This window comes from Mesorhizobium sp. M7A.F.Ca.US.008.03.1.1, assembly GCF_003997495.1.
Taxonomy (GTDB): Bacteria; Pseudomonadota; Alphaproteobacteria; order Rhizobiales; family Rhizobiaceae; genus Mesorhizobium.
The window spans coordinates 86,361-102,437 of record NZ_RZRU01000005.1 but is presented as its reverse complement, the minus strand read 5'-3'; the positions used below and the strand labels follow the sequence as shown (position 1 = coordinate 102,437).

Sequence of the window (16,077 nt, the reverse complement as noted above, 5' to 3'; positions counted from 1 at the left end):
AATTTAGACGAAGGGCGCGGCTAACCCCCGCGCCCTTCGTGTTTTCCAAAACGCTTTTCGTTGGAAGCGAGCCTTCTGGCGCTCAGACGGTCAGTGCAACCTTGCCGATCGGCTTGGTGGCGAGGAAGGCGTGAGCCGCCCCCGCCTGGTCCAGCGGGAAGCTCTTCGCCACATGGACGGCGAGCTTGTTGGCATCGATCAACCGAGCCAGTTCCAGCAGGCCCTCCCTGTCGGGCACGACGGACATACGCTCGACCCGGGTATCGCGCGCATTGGCCTGCGCCCTGGTGTCGTCGCTGACATCGAGCAATGACACCAGCACGCCGCCACGCTTGAGCACCTTCAGCGAGCGTTGGGCGTGGTCGCCGCCCATTGGATCCAGCACCAGGTCGATGTCGCGAACCCGGTCTGTGAAATCGCCCTTGGTGTAGTCGATGACCTCGTCGGCGCCAAGTTTGCGGACGAAATCGAGCTTGGCCGGGCTGGCCGTGGCGACAACGTAGGCGCCGTGCGCCTTGGCGACCTGCACCGCCAGATGACCGACGCCGCCGGCTCCCGCATGCACCAATACGCGCTGATCCGGTTTCAGTCGGCCGTGGCGAACAAGCCCTTGCCAGGCGGTGAGGCCGGCCAGCGGCAAGGCGCCCGCCTCGAGGTGGCCCGCGCCCCTCGGCTTCAGTGCGATTTGATCGGCAGGTACGGCTGCCAGCTCGGCATAGGCCGCCGCCTGCTTGGGAAAGCGCGGCATGCCGAACACCTCGTCGCCGATCTTGAAGCCGGTGACGCCGGCGCCGAGTGCTTCGACAGTTCCCGAGATATCCCAACCCAGGATGAAGGGCGGCTCGCCGAGCAAGGGGTAGTAGCCGGCACGGACGGCGCCATCGACCGGATTGATGCCTGCGGCCTTGACACGGACCAGCACTTCGCCGGCCTCTGGCGTGGGGTCCGGCTGATCGGCGATGACAAGGACGTCGGGTCCGCCGACGGAATTCTGGATAACGGCATGCATTGAAATGTCTCCTGCTCGGTTGATGCCGCTATCATTTGGATAGTAACAGTCCCTTGTCCAGTATGTACCTTCCTGATATATACGCACCTCATGGATAGTGAAGATGATTGCGGTTTCGGCTATGATGCGTTCCGGCGAACGTGTCCTTCGCACACCGTGCTGGAGATGCTGGCCAGCAAGTGGGTCTATCTGGTGGTTTGCGCGCTGCGCAAAGGCCGGCTGCGCAATGGCGAGCTTGCCCGGAAACTTGAGGGCATCACGCCGAAGATGCTGACGCAGACGCTGCGCGTGCTCGAGCGCGACGGACTGGTACGGCGCGAGATCTTCCCGGTCATTCCGCCGCGCGTCGAATATGAATTGACCGAGCTCGGTCAGAACCTGGCGGGACTGCTTACCCAGATCAGGTCATGGGCGGAGCAGCATGCGCCGGATATCAAGGATGCCCGTGCAAGGGCAATTGCCGAGAATGAAGGGGATTGGGCCGCGTAGGGCGGGTTTTATTTTTCTTCGCGTATTCCCGCCGGGGCGGCAAGCCACGGCAATTGCGCCGGCCTGATGGCGAGCGCTGACGCCGCCAACGGCAGGGTTTTAGCCGATCATGGCGCTGCGGCCACCGACTTCGGTTTCGCGGATCTTCGTGTCGCGCGATTCCAGCATTTCCGCCTTGGAAAGCTCCGCTTCAGCTTCGCCGAGTAATGATTCGGCGGCGCTTCGCTGCTGGGCGAGGTCGCTTTGAGAATTCCTGAGGTTGTCGCGGCGCAGGCGAGCCGCCTTGGCGAAGGTCGGATAGGCGAAATGGTTGATGTCGGTGATGCCGGCCTTCTTTTCCTCGGCGGTGATCTGAAGCTCCAGCTCGACGGCCATGCGTTCGAACTCGGCGATCATCATGTCGAGCTGCAGCAGCTGCCGCCGCTTCTCATTCACCTGAAACTGTTTCAGCCGAACGAGGTTTTCACGTGACTTCATGATTCGGTACTCCCGGAAACGCACACCCGCACTTATCGTCCAAACCACCTGGAAACGCCCAGGCCGCACCCGTGTCCACCGGCTTTCCCCGAACTATAGGAAACAAAACCCTAAAGTTTTTTGCCGGCGGTAACCATTCGTTTACGGGCATTGTTAATCATACGGGTCAGGACTTAAGGCCGGGTAAAAATTCCGGCCACCGATGCGGAAGCGACGTCGATGAGTCCCTGGAGTCGCTTAGTCCAGGTTGTTAATGTGTTGCATTAGGAATTTGGTTCTGAGATTCGTTATTAGATTCAAGAGGGTGTAGAAAGAGGTTAAAAAATCTGGTACCGTCATGGACGGGAAATTAGGATTTGTTAACCATTCAATGGCAGCCTCTGCACAAGGCAACCACTGCTCCGGGTCCGGACGGGTCGTGAAATGGTCCGGCAGCAGAAAAGGGGAATGAAATGCGTGTTCTGCTGATAGAAGATGACAGTGCAACCGCACAAAGCATCGAACTGATGCTGAAATCGGAAAGTTTCAACGTCTACACGACCGATCTCGGTGAAGAGGGCGTCGATCTAGGCAAGCTCTACGACTACGATATCATTCTTCTCGATCTCAACCTGCCTGACATGTCGGGCTACGAGGTCTTGAGAACGCTTCGCCTTTCCAAGGTCAAAACACCTATTCTCATCCTCTCCGGCATGGCCGGCATCGAGGACAAGGTGCGCGGCCTCGGCTTCGGCGCGGACGACTACATGACCAAGCCGTTCCACAAAGATGAGCTGGTTGCCCGCATTCATGCCATCGTGCGGCGCTCCAAGGGCCACGCCCAGTCGGTCATCACCACCGGGGACCTGGTGGTCAACCTCGATGCTAAGACAGTCGAAGTCGGCGGCCAGCGCGTGCACCTGACCGGCAAGGAATACCAGATGCTGGAGTTGCTTTCGCTGCGCAAAGGCACCACGCTGACCAAGGAAATGTTCCTCAACCACCTCTATGGCGGCATGGATGAGCCCGAGCTGAAAATCATCGACGTCTTCATCTGCAAGCTTCGCAAAAAGCTCGACGCGGCATCGGGCGGCCAGAACTACATCGAAACGGTCTGGGGGCGCGGCTATGTGCTGCGCGAACCGGAAGACATTCGCGTCAGCGCCTGAGCGACGAATCGTTCGAATCTTTTCAATAAAAAACCCGGCTTCGGCCGGGTTTTTGCATGATGGGCTGGTAACGGTCTGTTTTTGGGCTTCCGGGCAGAAAACCGTCACGCACTTTTTCTGGAATTGCTCAAGGATGCCGAATCAGGTGCGCTCTTCAAGGTGCGAAAGCGCTCGAGCAGCTGCGGGCGGTTGAACGGCTTCAAGAGATAGCCCTGGGCGCCGGCCCGCTTGGCCCGCATGATCGAAGCAATATCGAGCTCGACCAGCGAAATCAGGATTTGCGGCCTTATCGGGCTCTCCATGGCGCGGACGCGACGGATGAGATCGACCGCCGGTACGTCGGGCAAGGCGCCATCGACGACGATGATGTCGGGCATGTCGGCGGCGCACATCTCCAGCGCGTCAAGTCCGCTGGCGGCCTCGATGACAATCATTTCGGAGCCGCCCAGGATGCGTTTTGCAACCTTCCTGATGACGCTTGAATCGTCGACGAACATGCAGCGTTTCATTTCCGGGTCCTCTTTGCCTTCTGGCAGTCCGGTAGCGTCGGGGCATCCAGGACGCACCATAGGCCAATCTGGTAAAGAAGCCGAAAAGGCGTTAGGTAAAATTTTTGCAAAGATGGGCAGCTGCCTGCTTTTATTCACGAATGCTTTGGTACTGCCTGGACGATCAGGCGCATCTCAAGTCGATGAGCTGGAATTGCAGATTTCAATGTAGAAATACTTCGCTTTACCGGCTGAGCAATCAGGCCGCCGAAAGCACGATTTCTTCCGGCGTCGCGTGGATCGATATCGTATGCCGTCTTCTGCTTGACAAAAACAGCGTGTAATAGGGCTGCACGGAATGCGCGTCGATCGGTTCCTCCGGCTTGTGGCCGGAATGCAGTTCGAGGAATTTCGGCGGCACACGCAGCATCGGGCCAGCCGCCGCAAGCGCGAAGCGCGGCTCGGTCTCGAGATTTTCCAGCGTCACCGAAAGCTTGCCGCCGCGCGGAATGGCGGCATTGGCGACGAGGATCAGGTTGAGCAGCAGCTTGACCTTGTTCTTGGGCAGCAACGCGCGGGGCCCGTTCCAGGTCAGTTCCGGCTTTTCGTTCTTGAGGAAGGCGATGGCGACCGCTTCGGCATCGCCGGTGTCGATCAACATGCCGGCCGAGCCGGCGGCACCGAAGGCGATGCGGGCGAACTGCAGGCGGGCCGATGCGTTGCGGGCGCTCTGACGGATCAGCTTCATGGCGTCCTCATCGGCGCCGCCTTCATCAAGCAATTCGAGCCCGTTGTTGATCGCGCCGACCGGCGAGATGATATCGTGGCAGACCCGGCTGCACAAAAGCGCTGCCAGATCGGGTGCGGAAAGGGTGAACAGATCGGCCATCGGCGAAAAATCCCTGCAAAATCTCACAACTCATGGCCGGGCGATCGATCGTCACCTGCCACACGAATCACGCACTCTCTCCTCGAGCTTTCTGAATACACAGCGCCCGTGCGTGCAGCAACAAATCCAGATTGTGGTTATGGCAAATGGCGTGTTCACGCAGGCCGCCGATCCCACTTGAGCGACCCCAAACAGCCTTCGAACCGCCATGTTCATGTGTGAGATTAATGGTTGAAAAAGGATTACGGCATAGTTTGCCCCTAACAGTTACCCTTAACGGCCGGCTAAAAGAGCCGTACGGGGTACGAGGCGTCGGCGAAGGTGCTCCCTGACGGAGATTGGAAGCATGTTTTCCCGATACTACGACCGGAGCTTTCTCCGTGTCTTCTCAATGGCGGTCACGCTCCTGGGCGTTCTCGTCTTCTCGACTTCAGCCCTGCGGGCCCAGGAATACACCGCTCAGGAGATTGTCGATTCCGGTCACAAATTTTTTGGCGCGACATCGGGCGGACTCGCCACGGTGATCGAGAAGATTTTTGCCTCCTACGGCCTGCCCAACGGCTATCTGCTCGGCGAAGAGGGCTCGGGCGCGCTGATCGGCGGCCTGACCTATGGCGAAGGCACGCTCTACACCAAGAATGCCGGCGATCACAAAGTGTTCTGGCAAGGTCCGTCGCTCGGCTGGGATTTTGGCGGCGAGGGTTCGCGGGTGATGATGCTGGTCTACAATCTCGACGATGTGGGCAGCCTCTACAACCGCTATGGCGGCGTCGCCGGTTCAGCCTATGTGGTGGCGGGCGTCGGCTTCAACGTGCTGAAGAACAACAATGTGCTCTTGGTGCCGATTCGCACCGGCGTCGGTGCCCGGCTCGGCGTCAATCTCGGCTATCTGAAGCTTACCGAGCGGGCCACGTGGAACCCGTTCTAAGCTGAAGTCCTTGGCTGTCGTTGCCCAAAACCGGGACCGCTTTTGGTTCGACATGCGTTAAACTCGTAGCGTTGCGGCAAACCCTTGCCGCAACGCTGGATTTCCGCCATGTCAACGTGGCACAGTCAAAGCGCTCTATGCGCTTTTGGTTTATCTTGTTGCATGTCGTTGTCCCAAAACCGGTTCCCACTTCGGCGACATGTATTGGTTTGATGCTTACCGGCCACAACGGGTAGTCACTTGGTCCAGTCGGTCCTATTCTTCGTTCTCGGCTTTCTCTGCGCTGGCTTTCTGGCGCTCATGGTGGCTCCGGCCATATGGCGTCGTGCGGTCGCGCTTACACGCAAACGCGTCGAATCCTCGATCCCCCTGACACAGACCGAGATCCAGGCGGACAAGGATCGCATCCGCGCCGAATACGCGATGACGACGCGCCGCCTGGAAATCAGCGTCAAGGCGTTGCGTGAAAAGGCGGCCGAACAACTGGTCGAGATCAATCGCGGTCGCGAGGCCATGAAGGGCCTGGCGGTCGAGCGGACGGACAAGAACCAGGCGCTGACCGAGCTGGGCGCGAAGAACGAAGCGCTGCGTCAACGAGAGGGCGAGTTGCAGCAGCTTTCGGAGCGTCTGAAGGAAACCGAACGCAAGCTGGAAAAGCGCGCACTTGAGCTGGAAAAGCTGGAGCGCATGTATGACGACGCCAGTTTTTCCTCGAGCAGCCGACAGATCGAGCTCGTGGCGCGAGAGTCTGAAATGCAGAAACTCGCCAGTGACATTGCGATGCTGCGCGGCCAGCGCAAGGAAGCCGACAGGCGCGGCCAGGAAATCGCGGCCGAAAGCAAGGCCGCGCGGGACGCCCTGAAAGCCGAGAAGAAAAAAACCGCCGAACTCGACAAGAAGGTCGAACGGCTGCTGGCCACACTTGCCGATCGCGAAGACAAACTCGACCGCCGCGAAAAGGAACTGGCACGCATGCGCGAAAGATCGAAATCCGAGGACAGCGCACCAGCCTTGCGGCTGGTCGGCAAGGGCGGCGATGTCGCCAGGAGCGATGATTTCGACAAGGCAATCGCCAAGCTCGACAGCGACCGTGAGCAGCTCGAGGCGAGGCTGACGGCGCTGGCGCGCGAGAACAGGCGGCTGAAGGCGGATCTCACCGCACTGGCAGCGTCCAAGGCCACGGACAGCAGCTCCGCCTTGCGCGAGCAGATGAACGAACTGGCGGCGGAGGTCGTCCATCTGACGGCCAAGCTCGAGGGGCCTGGTTCGCCGATCGCCAAGGCATTGGCGGTACCGTCGGACGCACGCTCCGGCAATGGTGACCGCAGTCTTGCCGACCGTGTGCGCGCGCTGCAGAAGGCTGACGCGACAAGCTGAAGTCAGGCTTCCTTAGAGCATTTCACCGTTTCACGGAAACGGCGAAATGCCCTAACGCTTTGCTTGGACGCAATTCTGGACGGAGAACCGCTTCACACTTTTCCTAGAATTGCTCTGGCCGAAAAATGATGCAGCGCGATGGCTGAAGCCGCGGCGACATTCAGGCTGTCGAAGCCTTCCGCCATGGTGATCCGCACATTGTGCAGGCTTGCGAGCAGCTTGCCCGGCAAGCCTTCGCCCTCGGTGCCGAGATAGAGCGCCAGGCGCTCGCTGCGCTGCGCATGGCGGATGTCGGTCTTCCCGCGTGGCGACAGCGCGAATTGTTCGAAGCCACGTCGGGCGAGCATCGTTGTGAAGCCGGCGGTGTCGGTGAACGATGCAAAAGGGATCTGAGCGCGGCGCCGACCGAAACGCGGATCGCCTTGCGATAGAGCGGATCGCAGCATGTCGCATCCAGCAGAACCGCGTCAGCGCCAAAGGCGGCGGCGTTGCGGAAGATCGAGCCCACATTGTCATGGTTGGCGATGCCGACGAGCACTACGACCAGCGCACGAGGCGGCAAGCCATCGAGCAAGGCTTCGGCCGGCAGCGGCTCTCCCTTGCGGCCCATGGCCAGGATGCCGCGATGCATGTGAAATCCGGCGATAGCGTCCATCACCGCGCTGGTGGCGACATAGACCGGGAGGTCGGTGGGCGCCTTGCTCAGGATGTTGTCGAGACCTGCCAGCCGGTTTTCCAGGACCAGGACCGATTCGGCGGCAAAGCGCCCGGTCGAGAGCAGCAGGTCGAGCACCACCTTGCCTTCGGCGACAAAGCGGCCTTGCCGGCCGGCGAGGTCACGCTCGCGAATGTCGAGATAGGCAGCGACGCGTGGATCTTGCGGGTCGTCGATGCGAATGGGATCCATGCATTCCTCGCGACCATCGCATCGGTCCTAAAATCCGGACCGCTTCCCGGCGCTCAGCTTGTTTGGAAAGCACGATGCGACAATTCGGGACAATCAGCCAGCTTGTGCGCCCCCGGATGGGCGCATGTCGCTCTGAATCCCCGGCGAGATCGGTGGCTATGTGGTCAGGTTCCAGCACGGCGCAAACGGTGCGCCATCTGGGACAGGTCATCCTTGCCGCTGCCGAAAATGCCATCCAGCATGACAAGCAATTCGCGCACGGCGTCGGATTTGCAGGAGTAGTAAATCATCTGCCGGTCGCGACGGGTGTCGACAAGGTCGAGCGCCCGCAACTTGGCCAGGTGCTGGGACAGGGCGGATTGGCTGAGCATCACCTTTTCGGCGATGGCTCCAACCGACATTTCACCTTCGGCGAGATAGCTCATGATCAACAGTCGCTTCTCATTGCCCATCAGCATGAGAAACTCTGCCGCCGATTCGGCGTTCACGATTAGCTTTGTCGAGACCATCGATCCCCCATGCTTCTTGTTCATCCCGACGCCATGGGGGCAATGGCGTCTGATTCCATAAATTCACTTATCGATCGGCGCTGGCGATTCAGCGTCACCAAAAGGTAGAGCATTTCACTTAAATCTCAAGTGTTGCTTTTGATCCAGCATAATTAAGTCTCAGTCCCGGTGTCGACAATGGCTCGACCGGCCTTGGCCATATCGACCAGAACGTGCCGCAATCCGCCTGCCGCCGCCAAAGGTTGTGGGTAAAAGGCCCGGCAAACATCGTCGCCCGACACCAGATCAATGCCATCGGCATCGAACCCGGCAACACGCCAGCCGTTTCCGGATACTTTCGCGAAATGCTGTGCGTAAACGGTGATCGCGTCGAGATGGTCGGCGTTCATGTGGTCGATGGCCGATTGTTCGCGCGCCGCGAGTTCCTCGACGATCGGTCCGCTGGTGAGCAGATCCGATTGATCGAGCTGATAGGCCTTGCCGAAGCCGCCGTTGAGGCTGGCGCGTTGCGGACCGAGGCGAAAGATCGAAAAGTCGCCGAGACCGGCGTAAAGTTTCGCCTTGGGATTGTGATTGAGATAGCGGCGCTGGGCGCGGGCGTGTTCGCCTGATCCGCGCTCAAGCCGTGCCGCCTGGCAGATCAATGTCAGGCGCGGGTGCGCCAGCGGGTCGCCCTTGCCCGGTTCGCCGAGCAACAGGGAACAGCGCGGATCGGCAAGCAGGGCGCCGGTGTGCGCCGAAAGCATCGACACCAGGATCAGCGGCGCGCCGTCGATGTCGGTGGCCACGCCAACTCTGCTGGCCAGCGGCGAGCCGGTTTGCGGTTCGACCACCGCCAGGGCGCCAAAGCGCGCGCTGCGCAGAAGCGCCTTCGCCAGCCGGATCGCTTCGTCGTCCGTCTCGCGGATCACCCCCTTCATCGGCTCGTCCAAGGCATCACCGCAGTAAGTTGATTTTTCTTCTCTAGTTATCGGTCAGCAAGCCGGATTTGACAAGGTCGTCAATCTCGGCTCTCGCAAAGCCGAAACGCGCCAGCATTGCCGACGGCAACAAATCCTTGGCGTCGGGCATTGTGGCCAGTGCCGGCTGCGAATTCGAGAAACGCGGCGCGGGGGCGGGGCGCTCAAATGCGCCTGTCGTCACAGAGGCGTTGCGTGCCCGATTGTGCGGGTGGTGCTTCGCCTCTCGCAGCGACAGAACGGGTGCGACGCAGGCATCGGTTTGCGCGAACAGCCGGTCCCAGTCGTCGCGTGGCTTCTGCCGGATCCGGTCGGCAATGGCGGTGCGCATCGGCGGCCACAGGGCCTTGTCGTACTGGCCGGATGCAAAGCGCTCGTCGAGCGGCAGCAGCCTGGCGAATTCGGCGAAGAATTTCGGCTCGAGGCAGCCGATGGCGATATGCCGCCCGTCCGACGTCTCATAGGTGTCGTAGAACGGGGCGCCGGAATCGAGCAGGTTCGCGCCGCGCTTGTCGTTCCACAAGCCGGCCGCCATCAAGGCGTGCAGGGGCACCGCCAGCATCGACGCACCGTCGACCATCGCGGCGTCGATGACTTCACCCTTGCCCGTGCGCGAACGTTGGAACAGGGCGGCCAGCACGCCAGCAATCAGCATCATGGCGCCACCGCCATAGTCGGCGACAAGGTTGAGCGGCGGGACGGGACGGCCCTCAGCATGGCCGATGGCGTGCAGCACGCCGCTATAAGCGAGATAGGTGATGTCGTGGCCGGCGCGGCCGGCGAGCGGGCCGTCTTGGCCGAAACCGGTCATACGGCCGTAGATCAGCGCCGGATTCCGCGCCAGCACCGCTTCCGGGCCGAGGCCGAGTCGCTCCATGACGCCCGGGCGAAAGCCTTCGAGCAGCATGTCCGCCTTTTCGGCAAGGCGCAGCAACAGATCGGTGCCTTCACGGCGCTTCAGGTCGAGGCGCAGGTGGGCGCGGCCATGGCGGTCGATGTTGTACTCATCCGGCAGCGACAGAAATTGGCTCGTCCCCGCCCGTTCGATGCGCAACACTTCGGCGCCCATCTCCGACAGCATCAGGCCGGCCAGCGGCACGGGGCCGAGCCCGGCCATCTCGATCACCTTCAGCCCGGCCAGCGGACCGGTTTTAGCGGCAGCGGACAGGCCGGCGCTCATGACCTTCTATTTCGGTGCCATGCGAATGGCGCCGTCGAGGCGAATGGTCTCGCCGTTCAGCATCTGGTTCTCGATGATGTGCAGGGCGAGAGCGGCATATTCGGACGGTTCGCCCAGGCGCGACGGGAAGGGCACGGCGGCGCCCAGCGAATCCTGCACCTCTTGCGGCATGCCGGCCATCATCGGTGTCTTGAAGATGCCGGGAGCGATGGTGCAGACGCGGATGCCGGAACGGGCAAGGTCGCGCGCCACCGGCAGTGTCATGCCGACGACGCCGCCCTTGGACGCGGCATAGGCGGCCTGGCCGATCTGGCCATCATAGGCGGCAACCGAAGCGGTGTTGACGATGACGCCGCGCTCGCCGCCCTGCAGCGGCTCAAGCTTCGACGCGCGCTCGGCGACGAGGCGGATCATGTTGAACGTGCCGATCAGATTGACCTCGATCACCTTGCGGTACTGATCGAGGGGATGGGGACCATCCTTGCCGATGGTCTTCACGCCGATGGCGATGCCGGCACAATTGACCAGGATCCGCGGCTCGCCAAGCTTGGCGGCGACGTCGGCGAGTGCAGTGGTCCCGCTGTCGGCGCTGCTGACGTCGCATTGGACGGCAATACCACCGATCTCGGCCGCGACCTTGGCCGCGCGATCAATATCGACATCGAAGATGGCGACGCGGGCGCCCTTGGCGGCCAGCGCGCGCGCCGTTGCCTCGCCAAGGCCGGAGCCGCCGCCGGTGACGATCGCGATCTGGCCGTTCGGGTTCATGGCGTCATCCTTTGATCTCAGGAACAGTGGGACCGATCAGGCGCCAGATCGAAGGGAAAGGTCAAGCCATCGCCGCGGTAGGATCGGCCACCCTGGCCTGATCGGCGTGGCAGACCTCGCCCAACAGCCTGGCTACCGCGCCCGGCGCGATCTCGTGCGACAGCAGCCGGTCGAGATCGACGGGGCGCGGCATCGAAATCTGGCCGCGCGGAATCCGCTTGAAACCGAGCGGCCCGTAATAGGGCTCGTCACCGACCAGCATGACGGCAGGTGCGCCGGCCCGGGCGGCGGCCTCCAGCGCGATTGCCACCAGCCGGCGGCCGATGCCGAGATTCTTGAAGGCCGGCCGCACCGCGAGCGGCCCGAGCATCAATGCGCGGCCGGCACCGGCGGCGATACGGGTCATGCGCACCGAGGCAACGACAAGTTCGCCGTCGACGGCGACGAAGGACAGCGAGCGTTCATGCCCTCCGGCTTCACGAATCTTGTAAGCAGCCAGCACAAAGCGGCCGGGCCCGAAGGCTTCGTCGTTGATGGCTTCGATCTCGGGGTCGTGCGCCGGGGCTTCCGGCAGGTATTTCACGTCGGCAAGGCTCATGGTCTTTGCGGTCCGGTACAAGGAGGAAAGGTTTGCTGCAAACGGCAGCATTCGCCAGTCAGCGCTTCATCAAGCGCGGGCGCCCTTTCGTCGTCGGTCAAACCGGATCAAAGCAAAGTCGAACATGCGGATTGTCCGCTAGCATCAATTTCCCGCCGCTGCAATCGGCCGTTTCTGTCCGTCATTTCTGCCAAGTGACGGTCTGTTCAGCACCTGACGTCTTCGACAGGGCAGCCTTGCGCCTACATCAATCAACAGAACGCTAGGAGATTTGCATGGGATTGCTGGTCGAAGGAAGATGGCAGGACCGCTGGTACGATACAGCGGACAATGGTGGCAGGTTCGTGCGGACGCAGTCGCAATGGCGCGACTGGATCACCGTCGATGGGGCGCCTGCCGAAGGCCGGACGCGCGGTTTCAAGGCCGAGCCCGGCCGCTATCATCTCTATGTCTCGCTTGCCTGTCCGTGGGCCCACCGGACGTTGATCTTTCGCGCGCTGAAGAAGCTGGAAGGCGTCATATCGGTGTCGGTGGTGCATCATTTCATGGGCGCTAACGGCTGGACGTTCGTGGCTGAGGACGGCGCCACGGGCGATACGCTCTACGGCCTCGACTTCCTGCACCAGATCTATGCCAAGGCCGATCCCGACTATTCGGGCAGGGTGACGGTGCCGGTGCTGTGGGACAAAAAGGAGCAGACCATCGTCTCCAATTAGTCTTCCGAAATCATCCGCATGCTGAATTCAGACTTCGACGAATGGGGCGACGCAAGCCTCGATTTCTATCCGAAGGCGTTGCGCGGCGAGATCGACCGCATCAATGCGCTGGTCTATCCCGCCATCAACAACGGCGTCTATCGCGCCGGCTTCGCTACCACGCAACGCGCCTATGAAGAGGCGTTCGGTGAATTGTTCGCAGCGCTGGATGCGCTGGAGGAGCGGCTGTCGAAGCAGCGCTATCTGGTCGGCAGCCGCATCACCGAGGCCGACTGGCGGCTGTTCACCACGCTGGTGCGCTTCGATCCGGTGTATGTCGGCCATTTCAAATGCAATCTGCGCCGTATCGCCGACTACCCGAACCTGTCCAACTATCTGCGCGATCTCTACCAGGTGCCTGATGTGGCCGGGACGGTGAACCTGCATCATATCAAGGCGCATTATTACGGCAGCCACCAGACGATCAATCCGACGCGGATCGTGCCTGTCGGGCCGGATCTGGATTATGCCGCACGGCATGACCGGGCGCGCTTCGAGAAAGCGGCAACCTGATCTACCAGTAGGGCGAGGGCTGCTCGCCGTCAAAAACCTCGGCGATCCGGCGCAGCGTCGCCGGCGTCGTGCCCACGGGCAAGCCGTCGAGCGGGAAGAAGCCGGCTTCGGCGATCTCGTGGTCCGGCAGCTTCGGCGCCGTCTGGCTGAAATGCTCGAGCAAATAAAAGCCGACATGGTCGCGGCGGCTGGAGCGGCGGTTGAAATGCATCGATTTGAGCACCGGCGGAGCGGTGAGAGCGATGTTGCCTTCCTCGGCCAGTTCACGGGCCAGTGCCTCGTTCATCGTCTCGCCGACTTCGACGCCGCCGCCGGGAAGCTGCCAGCCCGGTACATAGGTATGGCGAATAAGGAAGACGGACCTCGACGCCCTGTCGTGGATCAAGCCGCGCACGCCAAGCGTCATCGGCCTCCGCAGCACGAAATAGAGATGGAACAGCCTGGCCCTCAAACCTGGCCAGCCGGTCTGGCGGAAGGCATCTTCAGGGCTCGTCATTGATAGCGAAACCGTGGGTGGAAAGCCGCGCGCGGGTCGCCTATGAAGGTTGTATGTTCAGGCTCGCGCATATTTCCGATGTCCATCTGGGGCCGCTCCCCGATGTATCTTATCGCGATCTCGCCTCCAAGCGCGTGCTCGGCTATGTCAACTGGCAGCGCAACCGCCGCCGCCATATGCATGATGCGGTCATTGACACGATCGTCGCCGACATCAAGGCGAACACGCCTGACCACCTCGCCGTCACCGGCGACCTGGTCAATCTGGCGCTCGACGGCGAGATCGAGATGGCCAGGCACTGGCTGGAGACGCTGGGACCGCCGCATGATGTTTCAGTCGTTCCGGGCAATCACGACGCCTATGTGCCAGGCGCCTTCGACAAGGTCTGCCGGTCCTGGGCGGCGTGGATGAGCGGCGACGGCGTCAACACGCCGGTCGACCGCAACGCATTCCCCTACCTGCGTGTGCGCGGCAATGTCGCGCTGATCGGCGTCTCGACGGCACGCGCCACGGCACCCTTCATGGCCAATGGTTTCTTCATGGAAGGCCAGGCGGATAGGCTCGGCAAAATCCTCCAGAACACCGCCGGACAGGGATTGTTCCGTGCCATCATGATCCACCATCCGCCGGTGCGCGGCGCGGTCCCGCAGCACAAGCGGCTGTTCGGCATCGCCCGCTTCAACAAGATCATTCGCCGCCACGGCGCCGACCTTGTGCTGCACGGCCATTCGCATCTGCCGTCGCTGTTCTTCATCGGCGGTCGAGGCGTCAGGATCCCGGCGGTCGGTGTCGCTGCCGCCGGCCAGGCGCCGGGCGGCAAGCACCCGGCGGCGCAGTATAATCTGTTCGACATCGACGGTGAAAAGGGAAATTGGCGAATCCGGCTGACACGGCGCGGCCTGACCGGGCCGTCCATACCGCCATCCGATCTGCAGACGGTGGAGCTTGGCACCGAGGCCGCTATGGCCGCAAATTGACAACCATGGCCACGATGCGGTCCCAGAACAGGACGACCGACACCACAAGGCCGACCAGTGCGCCGGCAGCGACCAGGCCAAGCCCGGACAGAAGGGCCGACCAGCGTTTGCCACGCTCCGTCGCGTGCAGCGGCGGTTCGGCTTCTGGCACATACGCACGTTTCAGGCCGGCGACGGCGGGTTCGACGCCGCCTTCCAGCATCCTCTGACGCTCGACGATGCGCTCGGCGACATAGCGCGTCACGGAATCGGCAACCGGTTTCATCTCGGTGGATTCGGCAAGCACCACCCGGCCGATGCGGGTGTCCTTGAGGAAGCGATAGGTGCGGCGGTCGCGCCCCATGGCGACATGGCTGATGGCGTCGATCCACAGGCGCGGCTGCAAGCCGGACGAGACGACAAAGTCGAAATTGTCCATGTCGGCCGGAACATCGGCAAAAACCGGCGCCAGCTCGGCGGCAAGCAGATCGAGACGCATGCGATGCGCTTCGCGCATGTCGACGACGACGTCGTCGCGGTCGGCGAAGGCATTTTTGACGTCACGGATGGCATCGGACAGTTTCTTCGACTGGTCGATGGTCTTCTCGCCTGCTTCCTTCATCGGCGTCTGCCTCGTGGGTTTGGTTAACACCGGGTTAACACAGCCGCCGGCAAAATGCACTGGCGAGATCGACGGCATCGGGGTGCTCAGGAGGGTTGTCGTGCGCGAAAAAGGTCAGCTGGCTGCTGCTGCGAATTTCTGGCGATGCGGCCTGGCGCGGCGGTTGGTGTTGCGGCGAATGATCTCGGCAACGAGGTCGGGGGCTTCCTCCGGCAGCATATGGCCGGCCTCCAGCACGTGGTGCACGTGAAAATGCGCCGGCAGGTCATCCGCCTGGGTAAAGGGCAGCACCGCATCGTTGGTTCCCCATGCCACCATCACCGGCATGTTCAGCCCATCAAGGCGATCGTGCGGGATGACGCCTTGCCGATCGTCCACGGTCATGGCGGCTGCGATCTCGACGAGCTTTTCGAGTTGGCCGGATCGCTTGCGCATTTCCCAAAGGGTGTCCACGGTATGTTCGAGCGGCAGGGCTGAAGGTCCCGACATGACGGCGAGGCAGGAGCGGATCTCGGACCGATCCGCGGCTTCGGCATAGCGGCGCAACAGCGCTCCATTGATTTCGGGGCCAAGGCCCCCCGGCGCCAGAAGCGTCAGCGAGGCTATCTTTTCGGGCTCGGCCAGCGCCATCAGCGCCGCCACGACACCGCCCATCGAGTGGCCCACGAGATGAACGCGCTTCAGGCGACGCTCCGAGAGATCGGCCAGAACGGCCTTGGCCGCCACCCTGGCCGGACCGGCGGCAGGAAAATCGAGGGACATCCCATGCCCGGGCAGATCATAGGCCAGCGTATGCGTGGGAGGTGTCAGGGCGGAAATCACCTCGCGCCATACATCGTGGCAGCCGCCGAAACCATGCAGCAGGACGATGGCCTTCGAGCCAACACCCTCTTCGGCGGCAAAAAGTGATGCGGTCATGAAAGCTGATTTTTGTTATTGCAGTTTGTTATTGCAGAATGCGCGACACCAATCGTGGCTGAATTGCGCCTAGTCCAACGTGATGACCAGT

At 61.8% G+C, this 16,077-nt stretch carries 18 protein-coding genes and 2 pseudogenes; 7 read left to right on the top strand and 13 right to left on the bottom strand.

Going from position 1 to position 16,077, the window contains the following annotated elements:
* Nucleotides 1-82 precede the first annotated feature (82 nt).
* A complete protein-coding gene (locus tag EOA16_RS10200; RefSeq protein ID WP_127257586.1) occupies nt 83-1,009 on the bottom strand; it encodes an NADP-dependent oxidoreductase in 927 nt (308 codons plus the stop codon).
* A gap of 90 nt (nt 1,010-1,099) precedes the next feature.
* Here EOA16_RS10200 and EOA16_RS10195 point away from each other — a divergent pair, with 90 nt between their 5' ends.
* Complete coding sequence (locus EOA16_RS10195) at nt 1,100-1,498, top strand: helix-turn-helix domain-containing protein (protein WP_127257584.1); 399 nt, start codon at nt 1,100-1,102, stop codon at nt 1,496-1,498.
* Nucleotides 1,499-1,597: 99 nt separating this feature from the next.
* Here the strand turns inward: EOA16_RS10195 and EOA16_RS10190 are convergent, their stop codons facing one another.
* A complete protein-coding gene (locus EOA16_RS10190; RefSeq protein WP_127257582.1) occupies nt 1,598-1,975 on the bottom strand; it encodes a flagellar export protein FliJ in 378 nt (125 codons plus the stop codon).
* A gap of 452 nt (nt 1,976-2,427) precedes the next feature.
* Here EOA16_RS10190 and ctrA point away from each other — a divergent pair, with 452 nt between their 5' ends.
* Nucleotides 2,428-3,123 (top strand): cell cycle two-component system response regulator CtrA, encoded by a 696-nt coding sequence (gene ctrA, locus EOA16_RS10185; protein WP_006203583.1) that lies wholly within the window; start codon nt 2,428-2,430, stop codon nt 3,121-3,123.
* 104 nt (nt 3,124-3,227) lie between these two features.
* On the opposite strand, the gene EOA16_RS10180 is transcribed toward ctrA, so the two are convergent.
* The gene (locus EOA16_RS10180; RefSeq protein ID WP_024504503.1) at nt 3,228-3,632 is read right to left on the bottom strand and encodes a response regulator; all 405 of its coding nucleotides are present in this window, start codon (nt 3,630-3,632) and stop codon (nt 3,228-3,230) included.
* Here EOA16_RS10180 and EOA16_RS32585 point away from each other — a divergent pair.
* The gene (locus tag EOA16_RS32585; RefSeq protein WP_164754196.1) at nt 3,574-3,843 is read left to right on the top strand and encodes a hypothetical protein; all 270 of its coding nucleotides are present in this window, start codon (nt 3,574-3,576) and stop codon (nt 3,841-3,843) included. The genes EOA16_RS10180 and EOA16_RS32585 overlap by 59 nt on opposite strands.
* Before the next feature lie 27 nt (nt 3,844-3,870).
* Here EOA16_RS32585 and EOA16_RS10175 read toward each other — a convergent pair whose 3' ends face one another.
* Complete coding sequence (locus EOA16_RS10175; RefSeq protein WP_127257581.1) at nt 3,871-4,500, bottom strand: histidine phosphotransferase family protein; 630 nt, start codon at nt 4,498-4,500, stop codon at nt 3,871-3,873.
* A 391-nt stretch (nt 4,501-4,891) separates the two neighbouring features.
* Here EOA16_RS10175 and EOA16_RS10170 point away from each other — a divergent pair, with 391 nt between their 5' ends.
* Entirely contained in the window at nt 4,892-5,428 is a 537-nt protein-coding gene (locus tag EOA16_RS10170) for an EipA family protein (RefSeq protein ID WP_224621527.1), read from the top strand.
* A 240-nt stretch (nt 5,429-5,668) separates the two neighbouring features.
* Nucleotides 5,669-6,805 (top strand): hypothetical protein, encoded by a 1,137-nt coding sequence (locus tag EOA16_RS10165; protein WP_127257579.1) that lies wholly within the window; start codon nt 5,669-5,671, stop codon nt 6,803-6,805.
* 92 nt (nt 6,806-6,897) lie between these two features.
* Here the strand turns inward: EOA16_RS10165 and EOA16_RS10160 are convergent.
* From EOA16_RS10160 to EOA16_RS10135, 6 genes and pseudogenes are all read right to left on the bottom strand, one after another.
* Nucleotides 6,898-7,712 (bottom strand): annotated as a pseudogene (locus tag EOA16_RS10160) (RNA methyltransferase).
* Nucleotides 7,713-7,876: 164 nt separating this feature from the next.
* Entirely contained in the window at nt 7,877-8,221 is a 345-nt protein-coding gene (locus EOA16_RS10155) for a metalloregulator ArsR/SmtB family transcription factor (RefSeq protein ID WP_013529913.1), read from the bottom strand.
* A 152-nt stretch (nt 8,222-8,373) separates the two neighbouring features.
* Nucleotides 8,374-9,141: a HugZ family protein gene (locus EOA16_RS10150; protein ID WP_164754200.1), complete on the bottom strand. Its 768-nt coding sequence runs from the start codon at nt 9,139-9,141 to the stop codon at nt 8,374-8,376.
* 43 nt (nt 9,142-9,184) lie between these two features.
* Nucleotides 9,185-10,360, bottom strand: coding sequence for a CaiB/BaiF CoA-transferase family protein (locus EOA16_RS10145; RefSeq protein WP_127257575.1), 1,176 nt, complete (start codon nt 10,358-10,360; stop codon nt 9,185-9,187).
* A gap of 6 nt (nt 10,361-10,366) precedes the next feature.
* Nucleotides 10,367-11,128 carry a 3-hydroxyacyl-CoA dehydrogenase gene (locus EOA16_RS10140; RefSeq protein ID WP_127257573.1) on the bottom strand — a complete coding sequence of 254 codons (762 nt, stop codon included), beginning with the start codon at nt 11,126-11,128 and terminating at the stop codon, nt 10,367-10,369.
* Nucleotides 11,129-11,189: 61 nt separating this feature from the next.
* A complete protein-coding gene (locus EOA16_RS10135) occupies nt 11,190-11,726 on the bottom strand; it encodes an N-acetyltransferase (protein ID WP_127257571.1) in 537 nt (178 codons plus the stop codon).
* 275 nt (nt 11,727-12,001) lie between these two features.
* Here EOA16_RS10135 and EOA16_RS10130 point away from each other — a divergent pair.
* A pseudogene (locus EOA16_RS10130) lies at nt 12,002-12,994 on the top strand (glutathione S-transferase family protein).
* 1 nt (nt 12,995) lies between these two features.
* Here EOA16_RS10130 and EOA16_RS10125 read toward each other — a convergent pair.
* Entirely contained in the window at nt 12,996-13,490 is a 495-nt protein-coding gene (locus EOA16_RS10125; protein ID WP_127257570.1) for an NUDIX domain-containing protein, read from the bottom strand.
* A 53-nt stretch (nt 13,491-13,543) separates the two neighbouring features.
* Between EOA16_RS10125 and EOA16_RS10120 the strand changes: the two genes are divergently transcribed.
* Nucleotides 13,544-14,467, top strand: a complete 924-nt coding sequence (locus EOA16_RS10120; protein ID WP_127257568.1) for a metallophosphoesterase — start codon at nt 13,544-13,546, stop codon at nt 14,465-14,467.
* Here EOA16_RS10120 and EOA16_RS10115 read toward each other — a convergent pair.
* Together EOA16_RS10115 and EOA16_RS10110 are read right to left on the bottom strand one after the other, a co-directional pair.
* The gene (locus EOA16_RS10115; RefSeq protein WP_027039459.1) at nt 14,451-15,068 is read right to left on the bottom strand and encodes a hypothetical protein; all 618 of its coding nucleotides are present in this window, start codon (nt 15,066-15,068) and stop codon (nt 14,451-14,453) included. The two genes, EOA16_RS10120 and EOA16_RS10115, sit on opposite strands and share 17 nt — an antisense overlap.
* Before the next feature lie 114 nt (nt 15,069-15,182).
* Nucleotides 15,183-15,986: an alpha/beta fold hydrolase gene (locus tag EOA16_RS10110; protein ID WP_127257567.1), complete on the bottom strand. Its 804-nt coding sequence runs from the start codon at nt 15,984-15,986 to the stop codon at nt 15,183-15,185.
* Between the last annotated feature and the right edge of the window lie 91 nt (nt 15,987-16,077).

What these genes read in the sequence shown, in the direction of transcription:
- EOA16_RS10200 (WP_127257586.1), bottom strand. Translation starts at nt 1,009, where the DNA reads ATGCATGCCGTTATCCAGAATTCCGTCGGCGGACCCGACGTCCTTGTC.
- EOA16_RS10195 (WP_127257584.1), top strand. Translation starts at nt 1,100, where the DNA reads ATGGATAGTGAAGATGATTGCGGTTTCGGCTATGATGCGTTCCGGCGA.
- EOA16_RS10190 (WP_127257582.1), bottom strand. Translation starts at nt 1,975, where the DNA reads ATGAAGTCACGTGAAAACCTCGTTCGGCTGAAACAGTTTCAGGTGAAT.
- ctrA (WP_006203583.1), top strand. Translation starts at nt 2,428, where the DNA reads ATGCGTGTTCTGCTGATAGAAGATGACAGTGCAACCGCACAAAGCATC.
- EOA16_RS32585 (WP_164754196.1), top strand. Translation starts at nt 3,574, where the DNA reads ATGCGTTTTGCAACCTTCCTGATGACGCTTGAATCGTCGACGAACATG.
- EOA16_RS10180 (WP_024504503.1), bottom strand. Translation starts at nt 3,632, where the DNA reads ATGAAACGCTGCATGTTCGTCGACGATTCAAGCGTCATCAGGAAGGTT.
- EOA16_RS10175 (WP_127257581.1), bottom strand. Translation starts at nt 4,500, where the DNA reads ATGGCCGATCTGTTCACCCTTTCCGCACCCGATCTGGCAGCGCTTTTG.
- EOA16_RS10170 (WP_224621527.1), top strand. Translation starts at nt 4,892, where the DNA reads ATGGCGGTCACGCTCCTGGGCGTTCTCGTCTTCTCGACTTCAGCCCTG.
- EOA16_RS10155 (WP_013529913.1), bottom strand. Translation starts at nt 8,221, where the DNA reads ATGGTCTCGACAAAGCTAATCGTGAACGCCGAATCGGCGGCAGAGTTT.
- EOA16_RS10150 (WP_164754200.1), bottom strand. Translation starts at nt 9,141, where the DNA reads ATGAAGGGGGTGATCCGCGAGACGGACGACGAAGCGATCCGGCTGGCG.
- EOA16_RS10145 (WP_127257575.1), bottom strand. Translation starts at nt 10,360, where the DNA reads ATGAGCGCCGGCCTGTCCGCTGCCGCTAAAACCGGTCCGCTGGCCGGG.
- EOA16_RS10140 (WP_127257573.1), bottom strand. Translation starts at nt 11,128, where the DNA reads ATGAACCCGAACGGCCAGATCGCGATCGTCACCGGCGGCGGCTCCGGC.
- EOA16_RS10135 (WP_127257571.1), bottom strand. Translation starts at nt 11,726, where the DNA reads ATGAGCCTTGCCGACGTGAAATACCTGCCGGAAGCCCCGGCGCACGAC.
- EOA16_RS10125 (WP_127257570.1), bottom strand. Translation starts at nt 13,490, where the DNA reads ATGACGAGCCCTGAAGATGCCTTCCGCCAGACCGGCTGGCCAGGTTTG.
- EOA16_RS10120 (WP_127257568.1), top strand. Translation starts at nt 13,544, where the DNA reads ATGTTCAGGCTCGCGCATATTTCCGATGTCCATCTGGGGCCGCTCCCC.
- EOA16_RS10115 (WP_027039459.1), bottom strand. Translation starts at nt 15,068, where the DNA reads ATGAAGGAAGCAGGCGAGAAGACCATCGACCAGTCGAAGAAACTGTCC.
- EOA16_RS10110 (WP_127257567.1), bottom strand. Translation starts at nt 15,986, where the DNA reads ATGACCGCATCACTTTTTGCCGCCGAAGAGGGTGTTGGCTCGAAGGCC.